Below are 20,044 nucleotides of genomic sequence, written 5' to 3' on the forward strand. Positions count from 1 at the left end.
CGTGTCTACGCTGCCGGTTCACGTGTTATAAGGTTCTGCCAAAACCTTATAATTACGGTCGCCCAGAACTTTGTTATAAGGTTTTGGCAGAACCTTATAACGTCGTTGTGAAGTGGCTTTTTCGCCCCTCACCGGAGCCAGATCACTCGAGAGAAAAAGCATCACCGATGAAAGATATCGACATCAGTTATCGAACAATGTTCGCTGAGTTAACCCAGCGAACAATCGATGCACAATTCGCGGCGGACTTTCCCCTCGAGGGATGGTTCGTAAACGTTACAGTTAAAAATCGTGATTACTGGTATTTCGACCTTCCTACCCCCGAGGGCATGGATAAACGAAGATACGTCGGCCCGGCGAGTGACGAAGCGATCAGTGAGCGGGTAAAAGCTCACAAAGAGATTAAGGACAACATTAGGGAGCGAAGGCGCATGGTTAGCTCGCTGCGACGCGCTGGCCTCCCCGGGCCTGATCCTTTCGCCGGCGATGTCACAAGAGCCTTAGCCGAGGCGGGTCTGTTCCGCTTACGCGCTATCCTGATCGGGTCAGTGGCATTCAGCACTTACGCTGGAATGCTCGGTGTCCGCTTGCCTGCTGCAGCAATGCAGACAGGCGATGCGGATTTTGCCCAGGATTTCGCGATATCGTCTGAGGTCCAAGACAGCCTGCCACCAATTCTCGAAATATTACAGTCAGTCGATCCGCAATTCCGGGCTGTTCCGCATCATGCAGATAAAGCCAGCGTAACCACTTTCGTGAATGGCAAAGATTACAGAGTTGAATTCCTGACCGGTAACCGGGGATCGGACGAATACACCGGAAAGCCATCGCCCATGCCGGCTCTAGCTGGCGCCTCGGCGGAAAACCTGCGTTTCCTCGACTACTTGATCTACGAGCCTATCCGCACGGTACTTCTTTTCCGTGAAGGCATCAACGTCCTCGTCCCTGCTCCGGAAAGATATGCGATACACAAGCTGATCGTGTCTTCGCGGAGACTTACAGACACGTTAGGGCGTTTGAAGGCCGACAAGGACCTTACACAGGCCGCTCTGCTCTTCGAAGCTTTGGTGCAAACGCGTCACGGTGATGAGCTAACAGATGCTTGGGAAGAAGCATGGGATCGCGGTGACGCATGGAAAGAAGGCATCGTCACTGGCCTTTCGAGATTGCCCAAAAACGGAGTTAAAGCGTTAATAACAACATTGGGCTCCGATGTCGTGGAAAGCCTGCTGAAAAAGTAATGGATGGATTGTGATCGCGTCAGATAGCAAGCTGATCAAATCCGTCAGTGATCTGGACGGATAAAACAATCGCAGATCACCAATAATCCGTGAAATAGAGTTGGAAATTAGACGGTCCAGTCTTCTACCCTTAAACCGGGGACACGATCGAATTCTCGGCGATTGTTCGTAATCATAATCAACCCCCGTGAGCGGGCGTGACCAGCAATCAATTGATCGTATGGGCCAATAGGAGTTCCACTACGCGCCAATTCGCCACGTAATTGGCTCGTGTGGTTTGCTGCATGTTCATCGTACGATAATACCTCAAGGCGAGCTGCGAACCCTGTCACCACTGCAAGGTTTTTTTCAGGATTGGCGGACTTTTCCGCCCCGTAAATCAATTCCATCAAACTAATCGAGCTGATGCACAATTGATCATGGAATCGGTTAAATGCTTCTCGAACTTGCTGTGGACGATTCTTGATCGTGAAAATACATATATTCGTATCCAGCATGTACTTCAGCATTACAACGCCTCGCGTTCCTGCGACGTAGGCTGATCACGGTCACTCATAAAGTCCGATGTCGGCTCAATACCTTCAAACCAGCTATCCCACGCCTCACCCGCAGGCGCTATAATTCGAGTACGCCCCACCGCAACAATATCAACACGCTTCACATCGGCAGGCAAAGCTACTGCCTTCGGCAAGCGGATAGCTTGGCTTCGGTTGCTCTGAAATACGGCTCCCTGTTCCATCTGCGTCACTCCTAATTGTATCGACGATGATATGACGTAGATAGCGTATCATTTGGGATATGTCAATGGGATATACTTACGGAGAACGATGAGATGACCAGTCGATTAGATTGTAAGAAACTTAAGTCCACCGGACACATAATTACACACGCATTGGAAGCCAAAAAAATAGCTGCACTTGTACCATGCCGCATCCGTAGTACTCAGACTGCCAGTAAAGACCGCGATGCCGAGATAGTAAAGCTTGCAGAGTAGATCAGGCTACACGAGCCATCGGGTTAATCATTTCACAATCAGGACCACCCTGAAATCGTTCACATTGGTACCGGTTGGCCCCGGCATGAACAGATCACCGATAGCGTCAAATGCGCTCCATGCATCGTTGGCGTTAAGCCGCGCTGCGCCATCTTCGCCAGCCTTTTGCAGCCGCGAAACCGTTGTCCCATCGGCAAAGGCACCTGCATTGTCTTCCGAACCATCAATGCCGTCGGTATCAGCCGCGAGTGCGTGAATATTCCCATAGCCATCAATATCAAGCGCAAAAGCCAGCAGAAACTCGCTGTTGCGGCCACCCTTGCCGCCTTTGGCGCGGATGGTCACGGTGGTCTCGCCACCGGAAAGCAGCACAATCGGTTTTTTGAACGGGCGATCACGATCCGCCACTTCGCGCGCGATTGCTGCATGAACATGCGCTACTTCGCGTGCTTCACCTTCCATTGAATCGGACAGGATCACCGCCTCGACCCCATGACGCTCGGCTTCCTTTACGGCTGCTTCCAGCGAAACAGCTGCGGATGCAATCACCCGCACTTCGTTATCGGCAAAGATTTTGTCGTCGGGCTTTGGTGCATGAGCCTTTTCACTTTTGATATGCGTGAGCACGGCATCGGGAAGTTCAAGCTTGTAACGTTCGATGATTTTTAACGCGTCATCGCGAGATGTTGCATCAGGCACCGTCGGGCCTGAAGCGACAAAAGCAGGATTGTCGCCGGGAATATCGGAAACCACCAGCGAGAAGACTTTTGCCGGATGTGCGTGCGCTGCCAGCCTCCCGCCTTTAATGGTCGACAGGTGTTTTCGCACCGCATTCATGGCCGAGATCGGCGCACCAGAGGCAAGCAAAGCTTTGTTGACCGCAATCTCGTCGGCAAGCGTCAGACCTTCAGGCGGCGATGGCAGCAAAGCCGAGCCTCCGCCAGAAATAAGCGCCACAACAAGATCATCTTCGGTGAGGTTTGAAACTGCATCGAACAGCCGTTTTGAGGCCGCAAGCCCGGCATCATCAGGCACCGGGTGCGATGCTTCGATGATCTCGATGGTCTTGCAAGGCGCGCCAAAGCCATAGCGTGTGACGACAATGCCTTCGATTGGTGCGTCCTCGCCCTCATGCCGCTCTGCCCATGCGCGTTCGAAAGCGGCTGCCATCTGTGCCGACCCTTTGCCTGCACCAATCACAATCGTCCGGCCTTTGGGCTTGGCAGGTAAATTGGCGCGGATAACCAGTTCGGGATCAGCAGCCGCAACCGCTGCATCGAACAACGACTCCAGAAAGACACGCGGCTCAAACTTGAATGTCATACTGTTCAGAAGAACCCCCATGAGATTACCAAAACTTTGCATATACTTGGAAATCTTGGTGGCGCTTTATATTGCGCGCCACCATAGCGTGATGCTATTTTGCGATGCCGGATATCGACTTCGAAATGGAAGCTCCAAGTGTGTATTTTGGATCTACCATATTTCCAACGCGGACACGTCCCGCCTGCGTTAAAAGCATATAGGCGTCGATTTCATCGAAACCGAAATCGGTTGCCATCCAGCGGATCAACTCCCTGTAAGCCTGTCGAGCCGCGTCTTCCATCGGGCGGGAAGAACCAACGGTCATATAGAATTTATCATTCTCCAGACGAGGAGTACGGATAGTCCAGTTTTTTATCAAATCGACCTGAATGGTCGTCACTGTTGGATGTTCAACGGCCACACCGCAAAGTTCGCCATCACCTTGCGCAGCGTGACAATCACCAAGAAACAGGTAGGCACCCTTGGTTTGCACGGGCAGGTAAATGATTGCGCCAGGCGCAACATCAGGCAAATCCATATTGCCACCATAATAATCCGGGACCAGAGCACTGATAGCCTCAATTTCAGGTGCAGTCCCGATTGTACCAATGAATGGTTCGTATGGCAGTGTGATACGATCGTTCCACTTGACGCCTTTTTCAGCATCGATGTGCAACTTCTTGACCACTTCCGGCAATGTTGGATTCAGCATCGCTGTATCTGCTGTCGGCACGAGACCGCCAAATTCAGGCATGATAACGGTGGTCCCCGACGGTTGCTCACCTCGCGGACGGATTTCCTTGATATATACCGCCAGCGTGTCGCCTTTCTCGGCACCCTCGACATAGATTGGCCCATTTTGTGGATTGAGGAATGGAAAATTCAAAATTTCTGATGGCTTGTCAGTTTCCTTGCGGATTTTCCCTTCAAATGCGTCATGCGTCTCGGCGGAAATCACCGAGCCTGGCTCTACATGTAGAACCGGCTCAACATAGGAACCATAGACATATTGATACTTGCCCTGCACTTCCTCACTGATGTGATGGCTTTTTCCAGCGATACCCTTTGCAACGCCTTTGCGGACCATGATCGATTCATCAAACCAGGACATAAAAGTCTCCTTTAATCATTTTGAGATGGTATAGGTTTCCGAGCTGCTCCTGACCCGGAACAAACGAATATTGGGACTGTTCAAAACGTGTAACTACGAGATTGCCATCGTCAAACGGCGAGATATCTGCGCACCGTGTCGCGATCTTCCAACATCTCGGCTGTGAGAGTTGCAACGATACTTCCCTTGTCCATAACATAGCAGCGCTGGGCCATGGCGCGGATCATATCGATATTTTGCTCAACGAGAATGATAGACACTCCAGTTTTCTGGTTGAGTTCCACCGATAGTTTCGCAATATCCATCACGATGTTTGGCTGGATCCCTTCCGACGGCTCGTCGAGAAGAATAAGAGATGGACGTCCTATCAAAACACGACCAATTGCCAATTGTTGTTGCTGGCCGCCCGACATTGTTCCCGCGCGTTGATGCCGTCTTTCTGCGAGGATTGGAAACCGGGAATAAATATCGTCGTAAAGCTCTTTACTGGCACCTGGAGTGATAGATTCGCCAACTGCCAGATTTTCTTCAACCGTCATACGGGGGAATACATCCCGACCCTGCGGAACATAACCGATACCTTGGCGTGCCCGCTTGTGCGGAGGTAGATGCGTGACATCCTGTGCGTTGAAACCTATTGATCCCCGGTCAGCCGGCAAAAGCCCGATAAGCGACTTCATAAGTGTCGACTTACCGACGCCGTTACGACCGATGACTGCTACGATTTCTCCCTTGTGCACATCGATATCGACACCCTGCAGCACGGGTTTACCACCATATCCAGCCCACAAACCGCGTGTTTGAAGTAGAATTTCCTTATGCATCGGCCTGCCCCAGATAGATTGCAGCGACCCGGTCATCCTTAACGATGTCGTCGATCGAGCCTTGCGCGAAGATTTTACCAAAATGCAGGACTGTAACCTGTTGTGCGATTTGCCGAACGAATGCCATGTCATGTTCAACGGCTAGAACAGTCACTCCCTGCGCATTCAATTGTTGAACCATTTCTCCGGTTGCAAATGTTTCGTCCGGGGTCATGCCTGCAGTGGGCTCATCGAGAAGCAGCAGTTCTGGTTCAAGACTGATAGCCATACCGATCTCCAACCATTGCTTCTGACCATGGCTGAGATTACCAGCAAGTTTTGTGGTGGAATCCTCAAGCTTCAGGAAACCTAAAAGACGCTCGATTTCGCGTTTGAGCTCTGAACCGCGATGCTTTCGTTGAACGGCTATTTCGAGGTTCTGGTAAACACTCAGCTCCTTGAAAATCCCCGGCACCTGAAACTTCACGCTAATACCGCGGTCGATCCGATCAAACGATTTCAATTGCGTAATTATTTCGCCTTTATAAAGAACATCACCTTCGCTTGGCAGATATTTACCCAGTATGAGCGCGAAGAGGGTACTTTTACCTGCCCCGTTGGGTCCAATCAAACAATGAATCTCCCCCTTCCTGAGTTGAAGGTTGACATCATTTGTTACATGCAGACCACCAAAGCGCTTATGCAGGTTGCGTGTTTCAAGGATATTCATGATGCTGACCTCTTCTGTTTGAAGATCAGAACACGCCCGACCAGATTAGCTAGCCCCAGTACAATACCTTGCGGCGCAATAAGCACGGTGAACACAAGCAGAGCACCCATAACAATCAGTGCGTATTGTGCGCCATAAATTGTAAGCGCCTGAAATCCTGCAAGCACCAGAATTGTTCCAATAAGCGTCGCTGTGATGTCGCTGCGCCCACCAACTGCAACCCAGACAATCGGTAGTGCTGCTGCCGTAATGCTCATGCTTGATGGCGTAATATATTGACCCCAGGCCGTATAAAGAACGCCCGAAAGACCGGCCAGCATTGAACCTATGATAAAGCCCCCCCACTGATAGAGACGAACATCATAGCCCAGCATCTCGGCTCTTTGTGGGTTTTCGCGGATGGCAACGAGAACATTGCCAATTGGCGAGTTCAACAGAAGCCGCAATCCCAGATAGACGACCAAGACGAGGCCAAGAACGACATAATAGAGCCCAATATCGGGATAGAGAGCAATATCGCCACCAAACCAAGGAATAGTGATTGGCGGCATACCACTCATGCCGTTGAAACCGTTAAGGCGGGCTTTTCCAATCGCCCATTCCGGGCCGGCGGTCTGCGCCATGAAGCGTTCCAGAACCAACGTAACCGAAAGGGTGACGATGCCCAGAAACACACCCGTTATCCGCCCATAGAACAAAAAATAGCCAATGATTGCAGCAGTCAGACCGGAAAGGAGAATTGCCAGCACTAGCGCGATAAGGGTGAATCCGAAAGCATCACCGATATTGATCGTCAGAACGCCATAAGCGTAACCCGCAACGCCGAAGAATGCTGTTTGGCCAAACGACAATGCACCGCCATAACCCCAGATGAGACTGAGCCCCATGGCCATGAATGTCCAGATCAGAAAGTAGACGTTGTTTCCAATTGTGTATCCGTCAGAAAACATTGGATAAATGATTGCGAGCAGGACAACGGCTAAAAAGCCACTCCAGAAAACTGGGCCTTTCCCCTTGGTTTGCGGGCCTTCAAGATGCCCGAATAGCTTGAGTGCCATTAACCTTTTCCTTTTATGAAAAGCCCTGAAAGGCCATTTGGCAGCACCCGAATGACGATGATCACAGCAACGAGCAGCCCAATCTGTCCGAACAGCTGGCCATACATGGAAGTGAGACTTGCCTTAACGACCGCGAGGATGGCTGCGGCTGGTGCAGTGCCCAAAAAGACGTCAGCGCCACCGACAACAACAGTTACGAATGACTCCACGATGAAGCTTGATCCCATTGTCGGCACCAGGGTCATGGTGGGAGCATAAAGCCCGCCGGCGAGCCCTGCCAGACCGGCGCCCAGACCAAACGTCAGCGCATAAATGTAGTTCGTGTTCACACCAAGCGTTCTGGCCATGTCCGGGACCTGAATGGTCGCGCGAGCAAGGATGCCGAAGCGAGTCTTGTTAAAGACAAGGTAGAGACCTGCGAGGATCGCCAGCGCAGCCAGCATCAGGACCATGCGGTAAACTGAGAAGGAAAGAGCACCCAGAGTGAATGAGCCCAATGGCGTGCCGATGCCCTGCATCGTTGAACCCAGAAGAATGAGCGTTCCCTGTGTCGCAATCAAACTAATGCCCCAAGTCGCCACGATTGTATCAAGCGGGCGTCCGTAGAGATGGCGGATCACAAGGCGCTCGAGCAGCATACCGATGATACCTGCCACCAAAGCACCGGCGATTATCGCCAATGGCAACGGCAAACCGGCTTTTGTCGTCATTACGGTGACATAGGCACCGCACATGATGAACTCTCCATGCGCGAGATTGATGACCCCCATCATGCCGAAAATAATTGCCAGTCCGCACGCCGAGAGAACGAGAAACGCAAACGCATCGCCAAACTGATAAAAGGCAGCGAAAAGAGAACCCAATAGCTCCATCATAATAATCCTTAATCGGGAGACGTCTGGTCTTCCGGCACGCAACAGGTGCGTGCCGGATCAGACCCTTACTGCTTCGAAGGTGGATTAGATGGTGTGTACTGTTCTCCCGGATTGCTTCTCGTTAGGTCGCAACCCGCATCACCCAGCCAGTAAGGCTTAACATCGTTCCAGACTTTCGGGAAAGAAACGCTATGGTCATCGCCAACTTTTGCCAGATAGATGGTATGCGACATATGCTGGCTCTTGGGATCAAGGCAGGTTTTTCCCGACGGGCCGTCAAAGCAAACATCACCTTCGGCGATTATCTTGCGCAAATCATCCCGTTTAGTTGAACCACCGGCACGCTCAACCATCTGCTTATAGAGGTTAACTGCAATATAGGAGTTGGCAGCTTCCTGATTGATATAGGGTTCATTCGGAAACTTGGCGTGGAAGCGTTCGATAAAGTCCTTGCTCGCAGGCGTATCAACTTCCTCGATATAGTTTGTCGTCACATGCATATTGGCAAGGCTGGGCGGTGTAAAACGCTTGTGCTCATAACCCTGTCCGACATTTACCGATGAAGCCATAGGCAATTTCAGATTGGCAGATGCAGCCTGTTCGTAATAGGAGGCCTGCGCGGTTCCAACCAGCAGAGTTACAACCACATCGGGCTTGGCCGTTTGGATATTCTGAATGGTCTGCGAGAATTGCGAAACACCGAGCGGAATGAATTCCTCTCCAACCATCTCGCCACCATTTTCCTTGACGATATTGCGTACCCATTCAGCAGAAATCTGGCCGAAATTGTAATCCGCGGCGATGGTGTAAACCTTCTTCCCATAAGTTTCCATCATCCATGGAATGAGGGTCGAGAACTGCTGTTCCGGCACAGCACCCGTAATCACCATATTGGCATCACAGACACCGCCTTCATACTGATTGTTATAGAAGGCAAAGCCGTCAAACTGTCGCACGATCGGTCGATAGGCTTCGCGGGAAGCCGATGAAAAGCCTGCGAAAATCACATCAACCTTATCGCGTTGCAGAGCGCGTCGCGTAAATTCCTGAAAGCGCGTATTGTCCGACTGGGTATCATAGACGACTAGCTCAATCGGGCGCCCGGCAATACCACCTTTGGCATTGATTTCTTCGGTCGCAAGCTGAATTGCATGAACCTTGCCGATAACAGGCACGACAAATTCGCCAGATTGATCTTCCAGAACACCGATCTTAATCGGCTCCTGAGCAAGTGCTACACCAGAAAAAAGTGCAAGCGTTCCCGTTACCGCAAAAGCTGCGGCTTTTTTAATAATAGACATTTTTTATTCTCCTCGGAGGTTAGTTCGCGATAGTTGACCTTTGAGTGGTTTCTGTTTCGCGGTCGTCCACCTTCATCACTTCGCTGATGAAGTATTCTGCGTATGTTTCAACATTCATTCGTGATTTCATGCTTTCCCTGCGAAGAAGGTTGTAAGCCTCATCATCACAGACATTGTGACGACGCATAATCTCGACAATTGCCTTGATCAGACTGCGGCGCTGCTGGCGACGCATTTCATGGAGAGCAATTGTGGTCTCCATCTGTTGTCGCTGCTGGTAGGAGTTGATGCCAAGGACAATAGCCGAATAGACAATTGATCCATAAACGGGTTTGCGCAGGAAGGCCGTCGCGCCTGACTGCACAAGTCCTTTCAAGCGGCTAGGGGCTTCGACACCAACCAGGCCGACAATCGGAACACAGGCCAAGCCACTGACCGGACTGACTGGAAGAGAAAGTGGATTATCGAGATCACCATCCACAAACAACACGTCACGCTCGGCATTGAGCTCAGATTCCAACAGTTCCGCCCTATCGGCTTTAAGCGGTACATAGGATGCACTCAAGCCTAGTTTTGGGAGAGTCGAATCCAAAGCGCCAATTGCTCTGAAATCACGCGAAACAATGATCCCACGGCGGTTCCTGAAATTCTGTGTGAAGCGGCCGCTCATTGTACAACCCTCAAACTCGCCTGACCAATTGAGCTTATAGCTAGGCTATCTGCAGAAACGAGATAGGGGTCGGGTCGCACAGGCGCTGGCGCCTCGATCAGCACTTCAAATTCGGCGTCCCGGGTCGATAGTCCGATCCGCGGCGTCAGATATGCATGGTGTGTTTCGGGGTCTATTGTCACCAGTCCCTGCGGTGCCTTTAACTGCATTCCGGCGACAGCGTTTCTAACCAGCATGGGATCGGTGGAATTGGCCGCGGCAATAGCCATTCCGAGCATGATAGTAGCGATATAGGCGGCTTCACCTTCTGCCGCTGGAGGGGGACCGTCAGGAAAAGCCTGGTTGTATTGGGCCACAAAAAAACGGTTTTCGGGATTGGTCAGGGTCGAGAAATAGACGGACGAGCTGATATGTCCATTTCTGCACTCCGGCATTATTTCAGTAAGATCGGGTTCAGAAAGATTGCAGCTCGCTATTGGGAAGCGTTCGGTCTGATTGATACCGCGCGCTTCACATGCCTGTCGAAACTGCTCGAAAAAGGCGTATGAAGAGTCACCAATCAAAGCATTGAATATAAAATCCGGCTGCTCTTCAAAGATGGTTTCGATGATCTTCTGAAAGTCCGTTTCACCAACGCCGAGATAACGCTCGGCCAGAACACGTCCCTTGCGCACATGAATATATTCGCGCAGGACACGGATGCTTTCCCAACCCCAAATATAGTTGGAACCAACACAAAAGGCTTTGCGACCATATCGGGTTAGGAGGTAGTCCATCAATGGTGACATATGATGGTTTGGCGAGGCACCCGTATAGATTACGTTTGGAGAGCTTTCAAAACCTTCATAATGGGATGGATGCCATAGCTGTGCATCATACTTTTCAAAAAGTGGAATAACTTCCTTGCGGCTGGATGACGTATAGCACCCCACGACATGACGATAACCGGCGTCGATCATCTTTCTGGTCGCCACTGAATACTCTTCCAGATCACCACCGGGGTTGTAATGCACCGGCTCGAGAGCGACCTTCAGCTCTTCGTCGGCATTTATCTGCGCACATGCCAGCAGGGTTCCGTTCAAGATGGCACGTCCAACTGCCGCATAAGCGCCAGTTGTTGAAATCAATATGCCGATCTTGCAGGTTAGCTCACCCATTCCACCTCACAAACGACAAAAATCCCGCCAACACGAAGTGTTGCGGGCCTCATTGCCACCACGTTCCCTTAGATTATTTTCTACGCATTGACGGGCTACGTTGCCCCCGCGTTTCGAATATACAACAAGCTTTTCCACACTCTGTCAAGCGTTTCGTCAATGCTGACTTGATGGCATCCTGGAACCACGACTGCATCGCTGTAGAAAGCGGCCCTGACCATGTGATAAAACCGATCGGCCAAGTGCGATGGATGATTGCCAGTCAACAAATGTTGCTTACTCGTATCCTACTACATCGCTAAGGGATGACTGCAAATTTAGATGATGATTCAATAACAGGCTCGACTTGCCTATTTTTGAGTGGACATGCATCAATTCAAAAGGCCTGGCGCTTACTCATAAAAGACAGGAGCCAACAAAACTGTAGATTTGGATGCAATATTTTCACGGCCAATCTATTACATCAGCTATAAGCTGGGTTTCACCGAATACGATCAAACGGGTGCCTCTTGGATCAAATACTCGCCATTCGAACATTTGTCCGGGTTGCTGAAGCCGGATCGTTCGCCAAAGCCGCTGACATGATGAATCTGCCCCGATCCTCGGCGAGTAAACTTGTGCAAGATCTTGAAGCACATCTCGGGACAAAGCTCGTAGAACGCACCACACGCTCGGTCACAATGACATCCGAAGGTATCGCCTATCACGAGCGAGCGCTAAAGCTTCTCGCTGACCTCGATGACATGGACGGTACTGTCGCTGGCTCACGCAGCGCACCGAAAGGCAAACTGCGCGTCGACATTGGATCGGTGCTCGCAAACCAGATCCTGATACCCACGCTCTCCGATTTTCAACACCAGTATCCTGATATTGATCTTATGCTCGGCGTAAGTGATCGCCCTGCCGACCTCATCAGTGAAGGGATCGATTGCGTCATTCGCGGCGGCGCTCTCAGCGACTCGGCAATGAAGGCGCGGAAATTATGCGAGCTGGATTACGTCATTTGCGCGTCCCCTGCCTATCTGAATGGTCTGGAGCTTCCGATGAGGCCAGACGACATCCATTCGCATCGGATCGTCAGTTATTTTTCGGCGTCATCCGGAAAGAGGTTTCCGCTTCGCTTTCAACGCGCTGATGAGCGGACTGAATACCACCCCACGTCCAGTGGCATTTCGGTGAACGAGAGCACTGCACATTTGAACGCGCTGCTTGCTGGCCTTGGGCTAGGCCAGAGCTTCGGGTTCCTCGCCAGACCGCATATTGCGAGCGGAAAACTGATCGAACTGCTGCCTGACTGGAAGCCTGAAAATCATCCGCTACACCTCATCTACCCGGCAGATCGATTCCCCAACCCGCGATTGCTCGCATTCACGGAGTGGGCTGCAAAAATATTCGCAACAGTCGATGCGAGACGCGATGTGACTTTGTAGACTATCCATGCATATGGATAATGTCTCCACGCTGAGTGGCTTCTCACCAGCAGCGTGACGAACTAATTTCTCCTCATCGGACAGCGACGAGGCCAACGGTCAACGTCACCTCCCGTACAGTCTCAGAATTTCAACAGGCCGCACATTCGGGCTGAACCCTTTCGTGCGCCCGGCATCAGGAGAATAGAATGACCAACAGGCTTAAAGACAAGATCGCCGTCGTCACCGGCGCTACCAGCGGCATCGGCCTTTCCACGGCCAAACTTTTTGTTGCAGAAGGCGCACGCGTCTACATCACTGGCCGTCGTAAAGAAGCCCTCGACAAGGCAGTTATCGAGATAGGCAACGGCGTGATCGGCATTCAAGCGGACTCTTCCAGCAACAACGATCTGGACAGATTGTTTGCTCAGGTGAAAGCTGAACAAGGACGCGTTGATGCTCTTGTTGTCAATGCTGGTGGCGGCACCATGCTGCCACTCGGTCAGATCACCGAGGAACAGATAGACGATACTTTCGGGAGCAATGTGAAAGCTGTCATTTTCACTGTCCAGAAAGCGCTTCCGTTATTGGGCAAAGGCTCGTCGGTCGTGCTGACCGGCTCTACCGCTGGCACTGAAGGCACGGCTGCATTCTCAGTCTATTCTGCTTCCAAGGCGGCAGTTCGCAATCTGGCCCGTTCGTGGGCGCTTGACCTGAAGGGAACCGGCATCCGCGTCAACGTCGTCTCGCCCGGTGCAACGCGCACACCCGGTCTTGTCGAATTGGCCGGTGACGACAAAGGACAACAACAAGAGCTTCTGGACTATCTTGCTTCGCGCATTCCACTCGGTCGCGTCGGCGAGTCCGAGGAAATCGCCAAGGCGACCCTGTTCCTCGCTTCAGATGACGCAAGCTTCGTCAACGGTTCCGAACTCTTCGCCGATGGCGGACAGGCTCAGGTCTAACCCGGAACCGCAACAACTGATCGCCCCCAATTCTCAGTTTAAGGAGAAACCACAATGCGTGCCGCAGTCTATTTCAATTATGGAAAGCCAGCGGACGTTCTTCAAGCAGTCGAAGTTGAGGAGCCCAAGCATCCCGAACGCAATGAAGTGCTGATCCGGGTGCTTCTCCGGCCGGTTCATCACGGCGACCTTCTCGGCATATCAAGGCGGTATCAACCAGGAGCGACAATCCCAACAGAGGGTGTACGCGTTGGCTTCGAGGGCTACGGTCTCGTGGAGGAGATTGGTGATGGTGTGAACTTAAAGCCGGGCGACCGCGTCGCCTTTTTCCTCGGTAGCGGTGCGTGGGGTGAAAAGATCACTGTATCAGCCGAATATGTCACCAGAATTCCCGATAGTGTGTCACATTGGGCTTCAAGGCGTTTGACAGCGCATCAGCAACGATTGCTGGCATCGAAGTGGCTCATATGAACAACAACCGCTCGCCATTCGAAGTGTTTGCCGAACTCGCAGCATAATTGCGCCCACAGATAAGGTCGGCGTTAATCCGCTAAAAAATTTGCGACAGAGCCCTCGCCGGTCGCCCGCCTGCCTGAAGCAAAACGGTCCTGGTTGCTGAGCGAGATCGGACGCATCGCGGACGAGGAATTCGGCGGGCACGTTCGCCGGAACTTTGTCACGGCGATTTACCTCGCCCGCAAACCTGAAGAAATGTCGCGGAACTTGTGACTTTTTACTGTAAATATCGTGAACTGAAGTCACTCTCAATTTGGTGTCGCAAATATCAAAGCTGCGATTGAGCGCCGCCTGACCGACCCTGAACTCGGTCCCAAGCATTGCTGGACGAGTTCCGCATAACGCGCTCTACGCTCTATCGTGCCTTCGAAAGGCTGGGAGGCGTGAGCACCTACATAACCGAGCGGCGGCTACGTCATGCATTTCGCCGGCTAACGGATCCTGACCAGAAAATCCCCCGCGTTTCGCAGCTAGCTTTCGAACTCGGCTTTGCCCATGCGTCGGCCTTCACACGCTCGTTTAAGGTATTCTATGGCCTGACCCCAAAAGAAATTCGTACACTTTCTGTCAGCCCAACCGGAAATGATATTCCGTTCATAATATCGCCGGATGCGATGCCTTACATACATACTCTATCAATGCAGGCAGATGAGACCATCAATTATCGATCGACTGCTACCCCAACCGGATAAGCGCAGAAGGCATCGTTCGTGGTAAGGGTGCTCAGTAATGACACCCTTACCACGAACATGTTTCTGTTTTTGAATCAAAGTCAGAAACATCGGTTCCTTTAAAGCGGGCATGAACTGGCGGCACGAGCTGATCCATTATACGCGGTTTCCGAAAGATTTTGACGTTGAGTCAAGAACGACGATCACGATTTCAGTGCTCAGATAAGGCTTCCTGCCAGTTTTGGCCACCATAAAATAAGCCAAGCACAATAACTTCTTGTGCAGTGACATTGAACGCGATCGTTACTCTGCGTTCAAACCAAACGGTACGCAGACCTTCGCGTATATCGTTTCGCAAAGTGCCACGTTCAGAAGCGTAGTCGAAGCCGCGTATATAGCTCTCGAGCCTATCAATGTATCCAAGTGCGGTATCAGGCGATGCTCTTTCGGCTATCCAATCATAAAGAGCCACAAGATCTGCTTCCGCTTCCGGGGACAAGACGACGGATCTGCAGATCACTTGCGAACTTTCACACGTTCAGCATGTCGATTACGAACTGAGGCAAAGGCAGAGTCAATGGTTACCGCACGGGATGGATCTGATTTCATCGCATCGTAAGATGCAGAAACCGCGTTATTTAACCACCGTTCAATCACTTCATCCCGCTCTCTTAATGCTCGAATACCAGCACGAATAACCTCACTGACTGAAGCGTAATCACCGTTCTTGACTTTGGATTCGATGAAGGCTGCCTGCTCACTAGGCAGGCTAATCGTGCGTTTTTCGATGTTGGCCATTCTTCTTCTCTTCAGCAATGCATCATATCGGGTGTGAATAATTCATACCAGATCTTTAACTCAATGGAAAGGGCTCTTGAATTGATGCTAACATCGAACCACGCATTCCCAGCTGAAACAAAAACAAAAAGCCGTTCTCGTTACCAAAAGCATCTGCCCTGCATGCATTTCCAGATTGCCAGTCAAGAATCCTGGCTCCAACCCAAAGCCGACGAACCACGTTGCCAAATGCGTTAAAAGCAGAATTGCAAAAAATTTTGCTTCGACATGCCATAATGGAAGGCATGACTTGCCATTCCCCTGCGTCCTCGGGAATGGTTGGAAGATCGTCGTACACGAATGGAAAATGGGTTGAAAAACACTAGTGCGCGCAGCGCGCAACGGGACAATCTCTGGTGGAACCATCAACACGCTACGAGTGAAGGGTTGGATGTTTACGCTTCTGAGCCTGATCTGCAATCTGCGGCGTAACGAACAATCCAATGATTCAATGTTGCATGGTCAACGTTCACCCCACGCTCGGCCAGATCTCCTGAAGATCACGATAAGAAACGGAATAACGAACATAGAAGAACACCGCACAAAGGACTCAATTATTCCCACCGAAACGACAATAGCGCAGCAGAAATGAAAAATTCGCGCCAGAACCCGGGGAAGTGCTTCGGCTACAGAGTCCTCCCCGAACTCATTCCCCGATCATTCGCAGAACGGAGCCTGATCTCCCCTTGTGGCGTCTGTTATTGATTTTCACGGAGTGACCTCATTCAGATTCGAAATTCATTGAATAGGATTGGTTTTCATGACACAATGCGAGTGAAATAGAATTTCACGGGAAAGTATCAAAAATCATGCTTCTTGGACAAAAGAAGCCATTTTCAGGCCAAGTAAGCTTTTTTCACGACCGTCGCCTGCCGGAACGAGCAATCCCGGTCGGATACGCGTCCCTAATCGACGCTTTCGAGCTCGCTGTTCCCGTGCCGATCAACCTCGCCGCCATCGGTGCGCGCCACAAAGTCTATCAAGCTGACGACTGGAAGCTTTATACGCCACGCCACCAACCAGACGCTAGTCTCACAGGCCATCTGACCTTCGCTTTACGTTACGAAGGTCTAGACCTAGCCGTCCTTAAAGCCCTATTTCAGGTTACTGGGCCAAGGCCACTTATCGAGATCGTGCATGCAGCGCCGACCGGTGCGTATGCGCGGCGTCTCTGGTTTCTTTATGAATGGCTGCTCGACACCAGGCTCGATCTCGATGATGCAACCCAAGGCACATACGCCCTGGTCGTCGATCCCGATCTGCAATGGGCAATCGATGGGACGACATCCTCTCGCCATCGGGTGAAGAATAATCTGCCGGGCACACCCGCCTTCTGCCCGATGATCTTCCGCACACCCAAGCTGGATGCTTTTATCGCCCGAGATCTCGGCGAGGAGGCCCGGCGCCTGATCGCTGAGGTGCCGGCGGATTTGCTTGCCCGTACTGCGGCCTTCCTGCTCCTTAAGGATTCACGGTCGAGTTTCCAGATTGAAGGCGAAGACCCTCCCCGGGACCGCATTCAACGCTGGGGACAGGTTATCGCAGAGGCCGGTCGCCATCCAATCGACCGTGCCGAACTGGAACGATTGCAGCGCATCGTTATTGGCGATGCGCGTTTCGTGCACCTTGGCCTGCGCGCTGATAGCGGCTTTGTCGGAGAGTATGATCGCCTGAGCGGCGCGCCCATTCCGGATCATGTCAGCGCCCGGCATGACGATCTGCCGACTCTGATCGAAGGATTGACCGCATTCGACCGCGGTGCAGCACGGCAACTGGACCCGGTATTAGCCGGGGCCACCCTTGCTTTCGGCTTCGTCTATATCCATCCGTTTGAGGACGGAAATGGACGCCTGCATCGTTACGTCATCCATCATGTTTTGGCGGAACGCGGTTTCAATCCGCCTGGGTTGGTGTTTCCTGTCTCGGCAGTCATTCTCGACCGCATTGATGAGTACCGGCACGTGTTGGAGTCCTATTCCCGTCGCCTGTTGCCTTTTGTCCGCTGGCGACCGACCGAGCGAGGCAATGTCGAGGTGCTGAACGAGACGGTCGATTTTTATCGATATTTCGACGCGACGCCCCATGCGGAATTCCTGTTCGAATGCGTGGCGCGTACCATTGATATTGACCTGCCAGCAGAGACCGCCTTCCTGAAAACCTATGATAGTTTCAAGAATGAGGTCTCGCGCATGATTGACATGCCGGACAGGCTGCTCGATCTCCTGTTCCGCATTCTAAGCCAGAATGGCGGTAAGCTGTCGAAGCGTGCTCGCGAAAGGGAGTTTGCCGGCCTGGCTGAAGAGGAGGCTGCTCGTATCGAGCTCATCTACACTGAATTGCTGCAGTCCTGATTGGGCTTTACCAACGATACGGCTGGGTTCGCCCGATTAAACGGTGTGAATTGGTTGGCCTGTTTCTGATTTTGAGTTGAAGTCAAGATTCTTGGCGACTACTCCTCCTCAGGAGCAATATCCGCCATTGTTCCCCAAATTGGCATTCAACGCCTAACTGGTAGAAATAATGTCTGGCCATTCCCGTGCGCCATGGAGTACGCGGAGGATACGAACCGCCGATTGCGTTACAGCATAAGCTGCGGCTTATGGGGTACCGTTTATCACCAGTTCCCGCGTCCCAGCAATTCTGCCAACCCGACCACTCGTCAGAAAATCAATTAGGCGACGAGCAGACGCGACTATCCGTTCGTCGACCATGATTGCAGATGAGGGGTTATCCGCCTCAATAAATGTGAAGATAGCGTTTCGATCTGATAACGCAATGCGGACCAGGTGAGCTTCACGACTTGAGCGCCACTGCTTTAAGGCGCGCTGCTGCGCGTCGTCTTTCGAAATGAACCGGGACTTCATCATCCGAGATGTCGGGTCGCGTGTCGTTAAGCGCTTCAAGAACTTTGCTGCGAAACCAAGCATCGTGCGCTTCGCTGCCTGATATAAGTTCGAGCGGTAATGCCCCTTCGTTCGCGGTCCGGGTGAGTAAGATACGGACTACGTCCGACACCGTAAGACCCATACTTTCAAGCACCGCGGCGGCACGATCTCTAACTTCGGCATCAATGCGGGTTTGAACGAGTGCGTTAGAAGCCATAAGTTTCTCCAAGTTAAAGCTTGATTGTAATGCATATGAATTACACAGTCTATTGAAGATTTCTGTGAGCGCCAAGCTGCGGCGTTTTTTGCCTTGGAATGTTACGCCCCACTTTCCCTCGTTTCTGCCCGGTGTGCTGATTACCGGTCAGAAACATCGGTTCCTTTTAAGCGGGCATGAACTGGCGGATCTGAGAAAGGGGTAGATTTGGTGGCATGAACTGATCCGTTATATGCGCTGTCCGGAAAAATTGTGACGTGGAGTCAGAAATGCGTGACATAGTGTGCAGCAACCGTGGGACTAATCTCCGATCAGTATACTTTGAACGGCTAATGAGCGCGGGCAATCGTAAATCCTAGGCGACTTTAATGACCGCTTCCGACCTCATTCCGGCCCTTTCGGTTGCGCCACCGCCTGCTCAATAGCGGACGAGCTAAATGGGCTAGCTGCTAAAGAATGCGTCCTCAGCCTCGTAATCGAATAATGGAACTGTATAGCCAGCCAGAACCGGAAACCGCTTTTGCCACTCTTCGTCTGCCGAGTTTCTAAGCCACTCGCAGGAGGCAAAAACTGAACGCGCATAGTCGGTTGCTGGCGTGTATCCAATCTGCCGTGCGGCTTCAGTGCTCAAAGTGAATGGGGCGGGCACCGACCATGGTGTCCAACCAATGGGGGAGCCGAGACGTGGATCGCCCATGTTAATCGGGACCAAAGTCCCATTCCATCCCATGGCTGTGGCTATATGAGAGCCAATTTCATTTACAGTCGGAGCTATAGGGTCCGCGATGTTGAGAATGAGCTTCCGCCGTTCGGCAAGGGCATGTTTTGTAACCTCGGCGATGTTTAGTGCTGCGGTCGTATGGAAACGACTTTGTCCATTGAAGCAAAGCGGTATGACTACGCGCCCATCCATCATGCGTTTCACAAACCACCATTCGCGGGGGTGGGTGGAATGGGTGCCGTGGATAGCAGCAGGACGCAGGATCGTGACAGGTTGCTGTGCAGCGTCGAGAAGTCGTCTTTCTAAAGCGACCTTTTTTGTCGAGTAGTTTTCGAGGCCTGGCTCGACTGTGGGCTGTTTCTCCGTCATTCCGTCTGGAAGATCGGGAAAGCCGTTTTCCCGGGCTTCATCAAGCGTCCTGCCCGCTCCATCGCGATAAACGCTGGAGGATGAGATCACCACGAATTGCCCAACCGACGCCTCAATGTCGAGCAGTTGGTTTGCGTGGGTCTCGTCGTATGCCACGGTATCGATTACGGCATCCGCACCTTGGCCAATGGCCTGCGACAAGGCACCGG

Annotated in this window: 20 protein-coding genes and 4 pseudogenes; 7 read left to right on the forward strand and 17 right to left on the reverse strand. The window is 51.9% G+C overall.

Annotated features, from left to right (window positions below; all coding sequences use genetic code 11):
• The first annotated feature begins 167 nt into the window (after positions 1-167).
• A complete protein-coding gene (locus QSJ70_RS17905) occupies positions 168-1,241 on the forward strand; it encodes a nucleotidyltransferase family protein (RefSeq protein WP_285538380.1) in 1,074 nt (357 codons plus the stop codon).
• A 107-nt stretch (positions 1,242-1,348) separates the two neighbouring features.
• On the opposite strand, the gene vapC is transcribed toward QSJ70_RS17905, so the two are convergent.
• From vapC to QSJ70_RS17960, 11 genes are all read right to left on the reverse strand, one after another.
• Positions 1,349-1,750, reverse strand: a complete 402-nt coding sequence (vapC, locus tag QSJ70_RS17910; protein WP_285538382.1) for a type II toxin-antitoxin system tRNA(fMet)-specific endonuclease VapC — start codon at positions 1,748-1,750, stop codon at positions 1,349-1,351.
• Positions 1,750-1,980 (reverse strand): type II toxin-antitoxin system VapB family antitoxin, encoded by a 231-nt coding sequence (gene vapB, locus QSJ70_RS17915; RefSeq protein WP_285538384.1) that lies wholly within the window; start codon positions 1,978-1,980, stop codon positions 1,750-1,752. Before vapB ends, vapC begins: the two co-directional genes overlap by 1 nt.
• 282 nt (positions 1,981-2,262) lie before the next feature.
• Positions 2,263-3,558 (reverse strand): glycerate kinase type-2 family protein, encoded by a 1,296-nt coding sequence (locus tag QSJ70_RS17920; protein ID WP_285538386.1) that lies wholly within the window; start codon positions 3,556-3,558, stop codon positions 2,263-2,265.
• A gap of 94 nt (positions 3,559-3,652) precedes the next feature.
• Positions 3,653-4,651, reverse strand: coding sequence for an acetamidase/formamidase family protein (locus QSJ70_RS17925; RefSeq protein ID WP_285538388.1), 999 nt, complete (start codon positions 4,649-4,651; stop codon positions 3,653-3,655).
• A 110-nt stretch (positions 4,652-4,761) separates the two neighbouring features.
• On the reverse strand, positions 4,762-5,475 hold the full coding sequence (gene urtE / locus QSJ70_RS17930; RefSeq protein WP_215779945.1) for an urea ABC transporter ATP-binding subunit UrtE: 714 nt from the start codon (positions 5,473-5,475) through the stop codon (positions 4,762-4,764).
• A complete protein-coding gene (locus QSJ70_RS17935; RefSeq protein WP_285538391.1) occupies positions 5,468-6,184 on the reverse strand; it encodes an ABC transporter ATP-binding protein in 717 nt (238 codons plus the stop codon). Before QSJ70_RS17935 ends, urtE begins: the two co-directional genes overlap by 8 nt.
• Complete coding sequence (locus tag QSJ70_RS17940; protein ID WP_285538394.1) at positions 6,181-7,242, reverse strand: ABC transporter permease subunit; 1,062 nt, start codon at positions 7,240-7,242, stop codon at positions 6,181-6,183. Before QSJ70_RS17940 ends, QSJ70_RS17935 begins: the two co-directional genes overlap by 4 nt.
• Positions 7,242-8,114: an ABC transporter permease subunit gene (locus QSJ70_RS17945; RefSeq protein WP_215780517.1), complete on the reverse strand. Its 873-nt coding sequence runs from the start codon at positions 8,112-8,114 to the stop codon at positions 7,242-7,244. Before QSJ70_RS17945 ends, QSJ70_RS17940 begins: the two co-directional genes overlap by 1 nt.
• A 68-nt stretch (positions 8,115-8,182) precedes the next feature.
• On the reverse strand, positions 8,183-9,418 hold the full coding sequence (locus QSJ70_RS17950) for an urea ABC transporter substrate-binding protein (RefSeq protein ID WP_285538396.1): 1,236 nt from the start codon (positions 9,416-9,418) through the stop codon (positions 8,183-8,185).
• A 19-nt stretch (positions 9,419-9,437) separates the two neighbouring features.
• Positions 9,438-10,088 carry an ANTAR domain-containing response regulator gene (locus QSJ70_RS17955; protein WP_215779939.1) on the reverse strand — a complete coding sequence of 217 codons (651 nt, stop codon included), beginning with the start codon at positions 10,086-10,088 and terminating at the stop codon, positions 9,438-9,440.
• On the reverse strand, positions 10,085-11,245 hold the full coding sequence (locus tag QSJ70_RS17960; RefSeq protein ID WP_285538399.1) for a transporter substrate-binding domain-containing protein: 1,161 nt from the start codon (positions 11,243-11,245) through the stop codon (positions 10,085-10,087). The genes QSJ70_RS17955 and QSJ70_RS17960 overlap by 4 nt, the downstream gene beginning before the upstream one ends.
• A gap of 509 nt (positions 11,246-11,754) precedes the next feature.
• On the opposite strand from QSJ70_RS17960, the gene QSJ70_RS17965 reads away from it, so the two are divergent.
• The 5 genes and pseudogenes from QSJ70_RS17965 to QSJ70_RS17985 all read left to right on the forward strand — a co-directional run bounded on the left by QSJ70_RS17965 (position 11,755) and on the right by QSJ70_RS17985 (position 14,827).
• A complete protein-coding gene (locus QSJ70_RS17965) occupies positions 11,755-12,675 on the forward strand; it encodes a LysR family transcriptional regulator (protein ID WP_285538401.1) in 921 nt (306 codons plus the stop codon).
• A 188-nt stretch (positions 12,676-12,863) separates the two neighbouring features.
• Positions 12,864-13,619: an SDR family NAD(P)-dependent oxidoreductase gene (locus QSJ70_RS17970; RefSeq protein WP_215779936.1), complete on the forward strand. Its 756-nt coding sequence runs from the start codon at positions 12,864-12,866 to the stop codon at positions 13,617-13,619.
• 54 nt (positions 13,620-13,673) lie between these two features.
• Positions 13,674-14,003, forward strand: a pseudogene (locus tag QSJ70_RS17975) (alcohol dehydrogenase catalytic domain-containing protein); the annotation flags it as partial.
• A 23-nt stretch (positions 14,004-14,026) separates the two neighbouring features.
• Positions 14,027-14,137 (forward strand): annotated as a pseudogene (locus QSJ70_RS17980) (IS6 family transposase); the annotation flags it as partial.
• 318 nt (positions 14,138-14,455) lie between these two features.
• On the forward strand, positions 14,456-14,827 hold the full coding sequence (locus tag QSJ70_RS17985; protein WP_285538404.1) for a helix-turn-helix transcriptional regulator: 372 nt from the start codon (positions 14,456-14,458) through the stop codon (positions 14,825-14,827).
• Between the two features lie 190 nt (positions 14,828-15,017).
• Here the strand turns inward: QSJ70_RS17985 and QSJ70_RS17990 are convergent, their stop codons facing one another.
• The 3 genes and pseudogenes from QSJ70_RS17990 to QSJ70_RS18000 form a co-directional block, all read right to left on the reverse strand.
• Positions 15,018-15,326: a type II toxin-antitoxin system RelE/ParE family toxin gene (locus QSJ70_RS17990; RefSeq protein ID WP_285538406.1), complete on the reverse strand. Its 309-nt coding sequence runs from the start codon at positions 15,324-15,326 to the stop codon at positions 15,018-15,020.
• Positions 15,323-15,604: a type II toxin-antitoxin system ParD family antitoxin gene (locus tag QSJ70_RS17995; protein ID WP_285538407.1), complete on the reverse strand. Its 282-nt coding sequence runs from the start codon at positions 15,602-15,604 to the stop codon at positions 15,323-15,325. Before QSJ70_RS17995 ends, QSJ70_RS17990 begins: the two co-directional genes overlap by 4 nt.
• A gap of 415 nt (positions 15,605-16,019) precedes the next feature.
• Positions 16,020-16,181 (reverse strand): annotated as a pseudogene (locus tag QSJ70_RS18000) (IS6 family transposase); the annotation flags it as partial.
• 271 nt (positions 16,182-16,452) lie between these two features.
• Between QSJ70_RS18000 and QSJ70_RS18005 the strand changes: the two are divergent.
• The gene (locus tag QSJ70_RS18005) at positions 16,453-17,994 is read left to right on the forward strand and encodes a Fic family protein (RefSeq protein WP_285538409.1); all 1,542 of its coding nucleotides are present in this window, start codon (positions 16,453-16,455) and stop codon (positions 17,992-17,994) included.
• Between the two features lie 153 nt (positions 17,995-18,147).
• Here the strand turns inward: QSJ70_RS18005 and QSJ70_RS27775 are convergent.
• From QSJ70_RS27775 to QSJ70_RS18020, 3 genes and pseudogenes are all read right to left on the reverse strand, one after another.
• Positions 18,148-18,440 (reverse strand): annotated as a pseudogene (locus QSJ70_RS27775) (type II toxin-antitoxin system RelE/ParE family toxin).
• The gene (locus tag QSJ70_RS18015) at positions 18,437-18,745 is read right to left on the reverse strand and encodes a type II toxin-antitoxin system RelB/DinJ family antitoxin (protein ID WP_285538411.1); all 309 of its coding nucleotides are present in this window, start codon (positions 18,743-18,745) and stop codon (positions 18,437-18,439) included. The pseudogene QSJ70_RS27775 and the gene QSJ70_RS18015 overlap by 4 nt, the downstream one beginning before the upstream one ends.
• 442 nt (positions 18,746-19,187) lie before the next feature.
• The coding region (locus QSJ70_RS18020) for a Rossmann-fold NAD(P)-binding domain-containing protein (protein ID WP_285538412.1) at positions 19,188-20,044 on the reverse strand (857 nt) is incomplete at its 5' end.

Source organism: Brucella sp. NBRC 12950 (assembly GCF_030268145.1).
Lineage (GTDB): Bacteria > Pseudomonadota > Alphaproteobacteria > Rhizobiales > Rhizobiaceae > Brucella.